The organism is Curtobacterium sp. AC273, assembly GCF_979253735.1.
Map to the genome: position 1 here is coordinate 395,869 of NZ_CEEDDU010000009.1, position 12,461 is coordinate 408,329.

General features: G+C 71.3%; 6 protein-coding genes and 4 pseudogenes. 6 read left to right on the forward strand and 4 right to left on the reverse strand.

The features are described 5' to 3' along the window. Positions 1 to 93: 93 nt before the first annotated feature. The 3 genes and pseudogenes from ACZ8AI_RS17265 to ACZ8AI_RS17275 all read right to left on the reverse strand — a co-directional run bounded on the left by ACZ8AI_RS17265 (position 94) and on the right by ACZ8AI_RS17275 (position 3,419). A pseudogene (locus ACZ8AI_RS17265) lies at positions 94 to 1,049 on the reverse strand (carbohydrate ABC transporter permease). Between the two features lie 811 nt (positions 1,050 to 1,860). Beyond that, positions 1,861 to 2,280: pseudogene (locus ACZ8AI_RS17270) on the reverse strand (hypothetical protein); the annotation flags it as partial. Between the two features lie 164 nt (positions 2,281 to 2,444). Next, positions 2,445 to 3,419, reverse strand: coding sequence for a LysR family transcriptional regulator (locus ACZ8AI_RS17275; RefSeq protein ID WP_464859155.1), 975 nt, complete (start codon positions 3,417 to 3,419; stop codon positions 2,445 to 2,447). A 172-nt stretch (positions 3,420 to 3,591) separates the two neighbouring features. On the opposite strand from ACZ8AI_RS17275, the pseudogene hisD reads away from it, so the two are divergent. The 5 genes and pseudogenes from hisD to ACZ8AI_RS17300 all read left to right on the forward strand — a co-directional run. Then, a pseudogene (gene hisD, locus ACZ8AI_RS17280) lies at positions 3,592 to 4,848 on the forward strand (histidinol dehydrogenase); the annotation flags it as partial. A gap of 215 nt (positions 4,849 to 5,063) precedes the next feature. Beyond that, positions 5,064 to 6,184, forward strand: a pseudogene (locus tag ACZ8AI_RS17285) (ABC transporter substrate-binding protein). A 1-nt stretch (position 6,185) separates the two neighbouring features. Beyond that, positions 6,186 to 7,955 carry an ABC transporter permease gene (locus ACZ8AI_RS17290; RefSeq protein WP_464859156.1) on the forward strand — a complete coding sequence of 590 codons (1,770 nt, stop codon included), beginning with the start codon at positions 6,186 to 6,188 and terminating at the stop codon, positions 7,953 to 7,955. Then, positions 7,901 to 8,788, forward strand: a complete 888-nt coding sequence (locus ACZ8AI_RS17295) for a nitrilase-related carbon-nitrogen hydrolase (RefSeq protein ID WP_464859157.1) — start codon at positions 7,901 to 7,903, stop codon at positions 8,786 to 8,788. The genes ACZ8AI_RS17290 and ACZ8AI_RS17295 overlap by 55 nt, the downstream gene beginning before the upstream one ends. Next, a complete protein-coding gene (locus tag ACZ8AI_RS17300) occupies positions 8,785 to 10,434 on the forward strand; it encodes a glycoside hydrolase family 13 protein (RefSeq protein ID WP_464859158.1) in 1,650 nt (549 codons plus the stop codon). The genes ACZ8AI_RS17295 and ACZ8AI_RS17300 overlap by 4 nt, the downstream gene beginning before the upstream one ends. Here ACZ8AI_RS17300 and ACZ8AI_RS17305 read toward each other — a convergent pair. Further along, positions 10,424 to 11,230 carry an alpha/beta fold hydrolase gene (locus tag ACZ8AI_RS17305; RefSeq protein WP_464859159.1) on the reverse strand — a complete coding sequence of 269 codons (807 nt, stop codon included), beginning with the start codon at positions 11,228 to 11,230 and terminating at the stop codon, positions 10,424 to 10,426. The two genes, ACZ8AI_RS17300 and ACZ8AI_RS17305, sit on opposite strands and share 11 nt — an antisense overlap. Positions 11,231 to 11,309: 79 nt before the next feature. Here ACZ8AI_RS17305 and ACZ8AI_RS17310 point away from each other — a divergent pair, with 79 nt between their 5' ends. Then, entirely contained in the window at positions 11,310 to 12,422 is a 1,113-nt protein-coding gene (locus ACZ8AI_RS17310) for a 5-methyltetrahydropteroyltriglutamate--homocysteine S-methyltransferase (RefSeq protein WP_464859160.1), read from the forward strand. Positions 12,423 to 12,461 lie beyond the last annotated feature (39 nt).

Consider the following 12,461-nt stretch of genomic DNA (forward strand, 5'->3'; position numbering starts at 1 on the left):
GTTCCGGTCGGCCGAGCCGGCGCCGACGGACCGGCCGGTCGTCGTCGTCGCGGCCGCTGGGGACGGTGGTCTGGGTTCGGGTGTCGACGGCGGTCATGCGAGTCGCAGGTTCCTTCCACGGGTCGCCGCGAGCTGCAGCACGGAGATGAGGACGGTGATGATGAAGAAGACGGTCGCGTTCGCCATCTGGTAGGCGTAGTCGCCGCCGGTGAAGCCGCTGAAGATCGTCATCGCGACGCTGCTCGTCGCGGTGCCGGGACCACCGCCGGTCAGGCCGACGATGACGTCGTACGCGCCGAGGTAGCCCTTCACGCCGAGCACGGTGTTGATGACGATGAACCCGCTGATGAGCGGCAGCGTGATCGAGCGGAGCTGCTTCCAGGCACCGGCGCCGTCGAGCGCGCTCGCCTCGTACAGGTCGTTCGGGATCGACGTGAGCCCCGCGGTGTAGACGAGGAGCGCACCGGGCACGGTCTGCCAGGCCGAGACGATCACGATCGACAGCCAGGCGAGGTTCGGGTCGCCCAGGATGCTCTGCTCGAGGGGCCCGAAGCCGACCGAGGTGGCCAGCGCGGGGAGCGTGTTCGAGAAGAGGTAGTTGAAGACGTACGCCACGACGATGCCGGAGACGACCATCGGGATCACGAACACCGAGCGGAGCCCGCGGCGTACTTGACCTTCTTCGTCAGGCCGATCGCCAGGGCCAGCGCGATGACCTGCGTGACGACGACCGTGACGAGCGCGAACCCGAGCGTGAACCCGTACGACGCGAGGATCGACGGGTCGGACACGAGCGCCTTGTAGTTCTCGAACCCGAGGAAGTGCCACGCGCCGAAGCCGAGGTAGTCGGTGAAGCTGTAGAAGATGCCGACGCACGCGGGAGCGACGACGAAGGCGGTGAACAGCACGAGGGCCGGCACCACGAAGAAGTAGTACATCCGCTCGGTGCGGTGCAGCGAACCGACGCGTCGGTGCACGCGCGTGGCCGCCGTGGCCGCGCCGGGTGCCGGCTGGTCGGTCTCGCCAGCGAGAGGGGTCTGCATGGTCATGATCGCTCCTGGGGTCCTGGTCGCCGGGCTCAGACCGTCGCCGACCGGCCGGCGAGCCGCCGCCAGTCCGCGTCGAGTCGCCGCAGCATCGAGGTGAAGTCACCGCTCCGGATCGCCGACTGCAGGTAGTTGCCGAGCGGGATGGAGGTCGGGATGAAGGTGCCGGCGCCCTGGTAGAACGCGGCGTCGTCGACGTACTGCTGCAGGCCCGCGAGTCGCTCGTCGGTCTGCGGCGGTGCGCCCTTCCGGGTGGAGTAGGCGAGATTGTCGCGGTTGTACGCGTCGATGACCTCGTCCTGCATGAGGAACTCGACGAGGCTCGTGGGCCTGGTCGACGTGACCGCTGGCCTCCGGGATCCAGAGCCCGAGGTCGACGTTCACCCGGGCCTTCCGGTCGGCGGGGTCGTTCGAGACGGGGAGGGCGAAGGTGCCGACTTCGAGCTTGTCGTCGATGAGCGCGATCTGCCCGAGCGCCCACGGCCCCTGCAGGTACATGGCTGCCTTGCCCTGCCCGAACGCCAGGTTGCCGTCGGCGTACGACCGGGTCGCGTGGTCCGGGTTGAAGAACGACGAGATGGTCTTCGCGCGTTCCATCGGCACCGCGAAGGTCTTCTCGAACGACACCTCGGAGTCGGGCCCGACGTCCGCGCCGATGGTCTTCATCTTCCGGAAGAACTCGCCGGTGTCGACGAGGCTGCCCACGGAGTAGTCGAAGAGGCCCTGCCAGAGCGTCCGTGTCACGGTCGGTCGCGTACACCGGCGTGATGCCCGCCTTCTGCAACTCGGTGCACACGTCGACGAACTCGTGCCAGGTCGTGGGGACCGGCAGGCCGTGGTCCGCGAAGATCTTCTTGTTGTAGATGACACCGGCTGCGGCCAACGAGTACGGCAGCACGCTGACGCGGCCGGGTACTTCGCGTACTGGTCGCCGAGCGACGCGATGCTCGGCCGGATCCGATCGGCGGACGGCAGCCCGCTGAGGTCGCGGAGCACACCGCGCTCGACGTAGCGGGCGAGTTCGAGGTTGTCGTTGAAGCACCCGACGTCGGCCGGCTGTCCGCGGACGAACTGCGGTGCGATCGCCGTGGTGCTGTCGTGGACCACGGAGAGGCCGGCGTGCTCGCGTTCGAACCGGCGGAGGAGCTTGTCGAAGTAGGCGATCACCTCTTGTTTCTGCTCGTAGAAACGCAGCGTGGTGCCGCCCGCAGCGGCCTGGCCAGGCGTCGCGCACCCCGCCAACGCCAACGTGCCGAGTGCGATCCCGCCTGCCGCTCCGGCGAGGAACCCCCGCCGTCCGAGCGTCGTCCCGATGGTTCCTGTCCTGCTGCCGACCATTGCTGCTCCCTCGTGCGCTCCCTCGCGCGTGGTCATGTTTACAGCGCTGGAAACCGCAAGTCAACGTTGTAATCCGGACAGGAGGCGCGGTGCGCGTCCGCCGTGCCCCGTGCGGAACGCCGTGGGTCGCGCCGTGTCGTCAGCCCTCGAGGAGCATCCGGCGTGCGAGGCGGGCCAGTTCCCGCGTGGCCGGGGGGAGAGGGGGACGCCTGACCGCTGGACGAGCGCGATGGTGTCGTACAGCGGGTCCGCGAAGCGCACCGTGTGCAGACCCGGCGGGAAGTTCCGGCCTGCGGCGACGGCCCCGGACACGATGGTGTCACCGGCGCCGCGGGCCACCAGGTCGAGGGCGGAGTCGATGTGCTCCACCTCGATGCGGGGCACGAGCGAGACCCCGGCGAGCTGCGCTCGTTCCGCGAGCTGCCGTCGGGTCGGATCGCGCCACCCGTAGTGCGCGTCGTAGAGGACGAGGTCGGTCGCCGCGAGGTCCTCGATCGTCACCGGCCGTGCGGTCTTCGTCGGGTCGGCCGAGGCGAACAGGACGTCGTCGCGGCGCAGGGGTGTGACCTCGAGCGATTCGGCGTCGATCGGCAGCACCACGAGGCCGGCCTCGAGCTCCCCGGCGGCGACTGCTTCGGCGACCTCGACGGAGTTGAGCCCGATCACCCGCAGCCGCACGTCGGGGTAGCGCTGGTGGAACCGTTCGAGCAGCCGCGAGAGGAAGTAGTAGTTCGCGTTCCGGAGCAGGCCGAACGTGGCGACCCCGCCGCGGAGACTCGTGAGGTCACGGAGGGCGCGGTCTGCTTCCTCGGCGGCGTCGACCGTCTGCCTGGCGTGCGGGAGCAGTGCCTCGCCGGCGGCGGTGAGCACCAGTCCGCGGCTGCTGCGCGTGAAGAGCCGGACCCCGTAGGTGTCCTCCATCCGTTTGACGAGCTCGGACACGGACGGCTGAGCCATCCCGAGCTGGACCGCGGCGGCGGAGAACGACCCGGCGACGGCGATCACGAGGAACGCGCGCAGCTGGTTGAGCGTCATAGCGTTACCCTATGGGAAGCCCTGGAAGTTTCGCCCTTGCCCTTGGTGCGGAGCATCGTCAGGCTCGATCCCATGAAGCTCAGCCCCCCGTTTCACCGCCGAGAACGGCCACCGGTTCTCGTTCGTCAAGGCCCCCGAGGTCGACGCCCCCGAGGTACAGCGCGACCCCGCCGTCGCCGAGCGCGTCGCCGGCATGCTCGAGGAGATCGCGCGCGACGGCATCGACGCGGTCCGCCGGTACGCGCGGGAGCTCGACGGTGCCGACGTCGTCGAGCTCTCCGCCGAGGAACTCGCCGCGACGGGCGAACGCCTCACCCCCGAACTCCGCGCGGCCATCGAACTCGGTGCCGAGCGCACCCAGCAGTTCGCGCGGCTGCAGCGCGACCACCTGACCGACTTCGAGGCCGAGCTCGTCCCCGGCCTCACCGTCGGTCAGCGCTACGTCCCGGTCGGCAGTGTCGGCGCGTACCTGCCGGCCGGGCGCTTCCCGCTCACCGCGAGCGCGTTCATGAGCGTCGGCGTGGCCAAGGCCGCCGGGGTCCCCACGGTGATCGCCTGCACGCCGCCGCAGCCGGACGGCGGTGTCAACGCCGCGGTCGCCTACGCCGCGTACGTCTCCGGCGTCGACCGCCTGTTCGTCGTCGGTGGCGTCCAGGCGCTCGCCGCGATGGCCTACGGGCTGCTCGGCGAGGCCCCCGTCGACATGATCGTCGGCGCGGGCAACGCATTCGTCGCCGAGGCGAAGCGACAGCTGTTCGGAGCGGTGGCGATTGACCTCCTCGCCGGACCGTCCGAGGTCGCGGTGATCGCCGACGAGACCGCTGACCCGGAGCTCGTCGCCGCCGACCTGCTCGGGCAGGCCGAGCACGGCCCGAACTCGCCGGCGGCACTCGTCACCACATCGCGCGCCCTCGGGGAAGCGGTCGTCGCCGAGGTCGAGCGGCAGCTCCCGACCCTGTCGACGAACGCCATCTGCGGACCCGCCTGGTACGACTTCGGCTCCGTGATCGTGGTCGACGACCGCGAGGCCGCCGTCGCCGTGATGGACGAACTCGCCCCGGAGCACCTCGAGGTGCAGACCGACGACGACGCCTGGTTCCACGACCACCTGACGAACTACGGCTCGCTCTTCATCGGCCCGTGGAGCACCGTCGCGTACTCGGACAAGGGCATGGCCGGCACGAACCACACCCTGCCGACGGCCGGTGGGGCGAAGCACAGCGCAGGCCTCTCCGTCTCGCGGTTCCCTCAAGCCCCTGACGTACCAGCACATCGCCCGCGAGGCCACCCCGGCGCTCGCCGACGCGGTCGACGTCATCTCGGCCAGCGAGGGGATGTCCGCGCACCGCGCCACCGCCACCCTCCGCACCGACCGGCTCCACGGCGCCACCTCCACCACCCCGAACCCGAACTCACGACCCGGAAGTGACCATGACCGCATCAGCACGTCGACGAGGGCTCCTCGTCGCGCTCCCCGTCATCGGACTCGTCGTCGCCCTCGCGGGTTGCTCCGCGCCCGGCGCCGGCGGCACCGGCCAGCGCGCCGACCAGCAGGACATCACCGCGAAGGTGACCACCGCGGACGTGAAGAAGGGCGGTGACACCACCCTGAGCATGTGGGCGGACGTCGCCGAGAAGCCCCTCATGCAGAAGCTCGTCCCCGCCTACGAGAAGGCGTACCCGAACGTCGACGTGAAGATCACCTACAAGAGCTTCGACGACCTGACCGCCACGGTCGTGAACGCGGCGAACTCGTCGAACGCGCCCGACCTGTTCCAGGGCAACATCGGGTACGCGGTCGACGGTGCGCTCGTGAAGGGCAAGCTGATCCGGCCGATCGACGACGTGGCGAAGGTCTACGGCTGGACCTCCGGGACCGGTGCGTCGACGCTCGCACCGGCCCGCTGGGACACGGCCGGCACGGCGTTCGGCTCCGGCACCCTGTACGGCATGTCGCCGATCAGCGAGGTGCAGGGCATCTACTACGACAAGCAGAAGCTCGAGGCCCTCGGCCTGCAGCCCCGACCTCGATCGAGGACCTCGAGGCGGACCTCGCGACGGCGAAGGCCGCGGGCGAGCAGCCGATCGCCCTCGGCAACTCGGACCAGTACGCCGCGACCCACATCTTCTCGGACATCGCCGTGACGAAGCAGGAGCCGAAGGACATCGCGGCCTGGATCGGTGGCGAGCAGGGGAGCACCTTCGCGACGAGCGGCAACGAGCAGGCGGCGCAGACCATGCGCGACTGGGCGGAGAAGGGCTACTTCGGCACCGGCTACGACGGTCTCAGCAACGAGGACGCCATCGCACGCTTCGCGAAGGGCACCGGCGTGTTCTTCGTCGGCGGGTCCTGGAACGGTGCCTCGCTCGACTCGAAGGGCTTCGGGCTCGCCCCACTGACCTCGGGCGGTGTCGGCGCCACCGCGTCACCGTGGCACATCAGCTCGAAGTCCGAGCACCAGGACGCTGCCATCGCCTTCCTCGCGATGCTCCACTCGCCCGAGACCGGGCAGTGGATCCTCGACACCGGCCGCCTCCCCGTGGTGACCGACGGTGTGACGTCCGACGACCCACTGCAGGAGCAGACGCTCACCGCGCTCAAGGACACCATCGCGGCCGGCACGCAGGTCGGCTACTACGACTGGAGCACGACCGACATGCTGACGAAGATGGGCGGCGCGCTGCAGGAGGTGATGGCCGGCAAGACCAGCCCGAAGGCCTTCACCCAGACCGTCCAGCAGACCTGGGCGAAGGCGCACGGCTGACATGGCCGTCACCGTCGCCGAGCGGGAGGCCGCTCGAGCAGCACCACGTGTGCGTCGCCCGGCGGCCTCCCGCCCCAGCTGGTCCTCGCTGCTCTACGTGGCGCCGGCCCTCGCGTTCTTCGCCGTGTTCGTCGTCGTGCCGATCGTGCAGTCGGTCCGGATCTCGTTCTACGACTGGGACGGCATCAGCGTCGCGACCCCGGCGGGGCTCTCGAACTACGCCGCGGTCTTCAGTGACCCGGACCTCCGGCAGGCGCTCGGGCACTCGCTCGTGCTCCTCGTGTTCTACGCCGCCCTGCCCGTCCTGATCGGATTGTTGCTCGCCGGGGCGATGTCCCGGATCCGGATCCACGGCCTCACGACGCTCCGCGCGGTGCTCTTCCTGCCGCAGGTGCTGTCCAGCGTTGTCGTCGCGGTCGCGTGGCGCGGCATCCTCGCCGACGACGGCCCCGTGAACGCCGTCCTCCGCGCGGTCGGCCTCGGTGGGCTCGCCCGCACCTGGCTCGGCGACTTCGGTACCGCCCTGCCGTCCATCGGACTGATCGGGACCTGGGTCGAGTACGGACTCTGCATGGTGCTGTTCCTCGCCGGGATCGCCACCATCGACCGTTCGCTGTACGAGGCGGCGCGGCTCGACGGGGCGGGCGCACTCCGGGAGTTCACCGCGATCACGCTGCCCGCGCTGCGGCCGCAGATCTCGATCGCGCTCATCCTCACCATCACGTTCGCACTCCGGAACTTCGACCTCATCTGGAACACGACCCGTGGCGGCCCCGGCACCTCGACGACCGTCCCCAGCGTGTTCGTCTACCAGGACGCCTTCCAGGACCGCGCGCTCGGACAGGCGTCGGCGCTCGCCGTGGTCCTGACCGTGCTCATCCTGGTCGTCGTGGGGATCGTCCAGCTCGCCCTCCGCGAGCGCCCGGAACGTCGAGCGGGCAGGGGTCCGCGCATGAGGGTGGCCCGTTCCGAGAGCGTGCTGACGCACGCCGTGCTCATCGTCGCGGCGCTCGTCGCCGCGTTCCCGTTGGCCTCGGTCATCGTCACCTCCCTGGGCGGGGACGGTGGGGCGTCCGGCGCCGGCAGTGTCGGCTTCGGCAACTACGTGGAGGCCTGGACCCAGGGCGGGTTCGGCTCGGCGCTGCTCTCCAGCGCCGTCGTCGCGATCACGGTCGTCGTGGTGACCGCCGCGGTGGCCTGCCTCGCGGGGTACGCACTCGCCCACATGCGGGTGCCCGGCGGCCGGATCCTGCTCGGACTGCTCCTGATCGGCCTCGTGCTGCCCTACGAGGTCACCGTGCTGCCGCTCTACCAGATGCTGGCGGGATGGGGCCTCGTCGACACCTACGGCGCACTGATCCTGCCGCAGGTCGGTCTGTCCGTCCCGCTCGGTGTCTTCTGGATGCGGTCGTTCTTCGCGTCCGTCCCGACCGAACTGCTCGAGGCCGCCCGGATCGACGGTGCCGGCCGGTTCCGGATCCTGCGGAGCGTGCTCATGCCCGTCGCGATGCCGGCGGTCGCGACACTCGCGACGATCCTGTTCCTGTTCACCTGGAACGAGTTCCTGCTCGCGCTCGTCCTGGTGCCGCAGAACCAGGCGGTCCAGGACGGCCCCGCTGTCGCTCTCGTTCTTCTCCGGCGCCCAGCACGGCCGCGCAGCCCGACGTCACCGCCGCCGCGGCCGTCCTCGTCGCGCTGCCGATCGTGGTCGCGTACGTGGTCCTGCAGCGTCGGCTCATCACCGGCCTGGACGGAAGGGGCCGTGAAGTGACCGGGGTGGCCCGGGTCCGGTGCGACCAGCTCGCCCCGGTGCTCGGCGACCTGGCGGGGAACACCGAGGCCGTCCTCGACGCCGTCACCCGCGCGCTCGAGGACGGCGTCGACGTGCTCGTCCTGCCGGAGCTGGCGACGAGCGGCTACGTCTTCCGCGACCGGACCGAGGCGGCGACGGCGGCGATCACGACCTCACACCCGGTGTTCGACCGGCTGACCGACCGGCTCGCCGGTACGACGGCCGTCGTGGTCCTCGGGTTCTGCGAGCGCGACGGCGAGGTGCTCCGCAACAGCGTCGCCGTGGTCGATGCGAGCGGCATCCGCACCGTCTACCGCAAGACCCACCTCTGGGACGAGGAGGCGCTCCTCTTCGAACCCGGCGACGAGGCCCCGCCCGTGGTCACCACGGCGCACGGTCGGATCGGCGTCCTCGTCTGCTACGACATGGAGTTCCCGGAGATGCCGCGGATGCTCGCGCTGGCTGGCGCCGACCTCATCGCCGTCCCGACGAACTGGCCGGTCGGCTCGCACCCCGAGCGGGACCGGGTCGCCGAGGTGATCGCGGCGCAGGCGGCCGCTCGTGGCAACGGCGTCTTCGTCGCGTGCTGCGATCGCGCCGGGACGGAACGCGGCCAGGACTGGAACGAGGCGAGCGTCATCGTCGACCAGTTCGGCTGGGTCGTCGCCGAGGCCCAGCCCGGGGCAGGGGCTGCCACGGTCACCGCCGACGTCTTCCCGACGCTCGCCCGCGACAAGTCGACCAGTCCGCACAACGACTGGCTCCGCGACCGCCGCCCCACGATCTACGCACGAGAGGTACCGCAGGCATGACCCACGACGACCACGAGTGGTGGCGGACCGCCGTCATCTACCAGGTGTACCCGCGCTCCTTCGCGGATGCCGACGGCGACGGTACCGGCGACCTCCGCGGCATCACCGACCGCCTCGACCACGTCGCCGCCCTCGGAGCCGACGCGATCTGGCTCTCGCCCTTCTACCCGTCGCCGCAGGCGGACGGCGGCTACGACGTCGCGGACTACCGAGACGTCGACCCGCTGTACGGCACCCTGACGGACGCGGATGCCCTGCTCGATCGCGCCCACGGCCTCGGACTCCGGGTGATCGTGGACCTCGTTCCCAACCACTGCTCCGACCAGCACACGCTGTTCCGCCGGGCGCTCGCCGCGCCTCCAGGCAGCCCGGAACGGGCCCTCTTCCACTTCCGTGACGGACGCGGACCCGGCGGAGACGAGCCGCCGAACGACTGGGAGTCCATGTTCCAGGGGCCCGCGTGGACGCGGGTCACCGAGGCCGACGGCACCCCGGGCCAGTGGTACCTGCACCTGTTCGCACCCGAGCAGCCGGACTGGAACTGGGACGACCAGCGCGTCCACGACGAGTTCGAGACCACCCTGCGGTTCTGGCTCGACCGCGGCGTGGACGGCTTCCGCGTCGACGTCTGCGACGCGATCGTGAAGGCCCCCGGACTCCCGGACTGGCCGCACGCGACCCACGGTGTCATCGAGCCCGTCGACGGCGTGATGCCGCCGATGTGGGACCAGGAGGGCATCCACGACGTCTTCCGCGACTGGCGGCGGATCCTCGACGAGTACGACGGCCAGCGCATCCTCTGCGCCGAGGCGTGGCTGCCGCCGGAACGCGCCGCACGGATCGTCCGTCCCGACGAGATGCACCAGGCGTTCAACTTCGCGTACCTGTCACTGCCCTGGGACGCACGCGCCATCCGCGACACCGTGGACGTCAGCCTCGCCGCGAACGACGCCGTCGGCGCGCCCACCACGTGGGTGCTCTCGAACCACGACGTCATGCGGCACGCCAGCCGTTTCGGGTACGACGGCCCGGTGGAGCTCGAGTCGGGCGTCGGCGTGGACGACCCCCAGCCGGACCGCGCCCTCGGGCTCCGGCGGGCACGGGCGGCGACCCTCCTCATGCTCGGACTCCTCGGCTCCGCCTACCTGTACCAGGGCGAGGAACTCGGCCTGCCCGAGGTCACCACCCTGCCCGACGACGTCCGGCAGGACCCGGTCTGGGAACGCTCTGGCCACCGCACCCGCGGTCGCGACGGATGTCGCGTCCCGCTGCCGTGGACACCCGACGGGCCGTCGTTCGGGTTCGGCGACTCGGCCGACACCTGGTTGCCCCAGCCCGAGGACTTCGGGACGTTCGCGGTGTCCGAACAGACCGGCGAGCAGGCGTCGACGCTCGAGCTCTACCGGGCTGCGCTCGCGGCCCGGGCGTCGAGCGGCGTGGCGGCCGGGCACCTGCGGTGGATCGAGGATCTCGGCGAGCCGGACTCGGGCGTCCTGGCGTGGTCGAGCGGCTCGGTGACGGTGGTCGCGAATACCGGCGCTGAGCCGGTCGCCCTGCCGGCCGGGACCATCGTGCTGCGGTCGGTACCGGACGCGGTGCGGGACGGGGCACTGGCGCCGGATGCGGCGGTGGGGATCACGGACTGACCCGCTCGAGCCAGTCGCCGAGCAGCGCCCCCACGAGCCCCGGCCGCTCGTGGGGCAGCGCGTGCCCGGCGTCGGCGACCGTCACCACGGTGGCGTGCGGGTACACGTCGCCGTCGCCGAGCCGCTCCTGCCGCTCCCACCCGACCCAGTGGTCGCGGCGGCCGGACAGCACGAGCACGGGCGCGTCGACCACCACGGCGTCGGGGTCGGCGGCGTGCGGTCCCGTCGTGATCGCGCGCTCCAGGGTCTCGTCGTCGACGGTGCCGCCCGCGGGCACGACGGCGGTCCGGAACCGTTCGAGCGTCGCCGCGGTCCGGACGACGAAGTAGCCCTCGTACTCGGCACGCTGGTCGTCGTCGAGCTGCGCCGAGACGCCGTCGTCGCGGACCAGCGCGAACGCCGCCGGACGCAGCTCGCCGGGCAGGACGGTGCAGAGGAGGGCGAGGCCGGCGACGCGGTCCGGGTGCCGGGCGGCGACGGCGCGGGCGAAGTGGCCGCCGTAGGAGTGCCCGAGCAGGAGGAACGGCCCGTGCGGCACCTCGGTGTCGAGCAGCCGGTCGACGGCGTCGAGCACGTCCTCCGCCGACCGGAACCCGCTCGACGGGCGTGAGTCGCCGTGGCCGGGCAGGTCGACGTACACCGGGCGGACGGCACGGCCGGCGAGCATCGGCTCGAGGAACCCGCGCACCTCGACGCGCGACGAGTACGCGCCGTGGAAGGCGAGGAGCGGCATCCCGCTCCCCGAGGTGTCGTACGCCAGCGATGCCGACGGTCCGATCACGACCTGACTCGTCATGGCGCCCATGGTCCTCCCCGCCCGAGGCGGCGTCCGCCCGCAGCCGCAACACCTGGTTCCGCCCCGGTACCATCGACGGATGCGCCAGCACCCGCCGTTCCGCGCCGACGTCGTCGGCAGCTTCCTCCGCCCCGACACCGTGAAGCAGGCCCGCAGCGCGGTCGCCGCCGGGCGCATCGACACCGGCGCGCTCCGCTCCGTCGAGGACGACGCGATCCGAGCCCTGATGGACGCCCAGAAGGCAGCTGGACTCCAGCTCGCGACCGACGGCGAAGCCCGCCGGGCCTGGTGGCACCTCGACTTCTGGGGCGGCCTGACGGGCGTCGAGGTCGTGGAGCTCGACCACGGCATCGCGTTCCAGGGCGTCACCACCACGCCGAAGGGCATGCGCGTGACCGGCCCGGTGTCGTTTCCCGCGGACCACCCCTTCGTCGCCGACGCCGCGTTCGTCGTCGCCGAGGCCGCCGAGCGTGGCGTGACCGCGAAGTTCACGATCCCGGCGCCGACGGTCTTCGACTTCCGGCTCGACGCCGACCAGATCCGCACCGACCACTACGCCGACCGCGACGCCATCACCGAGGACCTGGTGCAGGCGTACCGCGACGCGATCGCCGCGCTGTACGCCGCCGGCGTGCGGTACCTGCTGCTCGACGACACCGCCTGGGCGTACGCCTGCTCGGACGCCGAGATGGCGAAGGCGCGCGAGCGGGGGATCGACACGGACGGCATCGCCGCGCGGTTCTCGTCGATCATCCGACGCGTGCTCGACGGCCGTCCGGACGACCTCGTCGTCACGACGCACGTCTGCCGCGGCAACTTCCGCTCGACGTGGATCGCGTCCGGCGGGTACGAGCCGGTCGCCGAGGAACTGCTCGGCAACACCGGCTACGACGGCTTCTTCCTGGAGTACGACAGCGACCGCGCGGGCGGCTTCGAACCGCTGCGGTTCCTGCCCGCGGGTGAGCAGGTCGTGGCGCTCGGGCTCATCACCTCGAAGACCGGCGAGCTGGAGGACCCGGCCGTCATCGAGCAGCGCATCCGCGACGCCGCCGAGTACGCCCCGATCGAGCAGCTCGCGCTCAGCCCGCAGTGCGGGTTCGCCTCCACCGAGGAGGGCAACGTCCTCTCCGAGGACGAGCAGTGGGCGAAGGTCCGCAGCGTGGTCGACATCGCGAGGCGCGTCTGGTCCTGAGCCCGGAACGTACTGGAGGCGCGGTGCCAGCGGGCACCG

Bases quoted from the DNA above. Each gene is read 5' to 3' on its own strand.
- ACZ8AI_RS17275 (WP_464859155.1), bottom strand. From the start codon at position 3,419: ATGACGCTCAACCAGCTGCGCGCGTTCCTCGTGATCGCCGTCGCCGGG.
- ACZ8AI_RS17290 (WP_464859156.1), top strand. From the start codon at position 6,186: ATGGCCGTCACCGTCGCCGAGCGGGAGGCCGCTCGAGCAGCACCACGT.
- ACZ8AI_RS17300 (WP_464859158.1), top strand. From the start codon at position 8,785: ATGACCCACGACGACCACGAGTGGTGGCGGACCGCCGTCATCTACCAG.
- ACZ8AI_RS17305 (WP_464859159.1), bottom strand. From the start codon at position 11,230: ATGACGAGTCAGGTCGTGATCGGACCGTCGGCATCGCTGGCGTACGAC.
- ACZ8AI_RS17310 (WP_464859160.1), top strand. From the start codon at position 11,310: ATGCGCCAGCACCCGCCGTTCCGCGCCGACGTCGTCGGCAGCTTCCTC.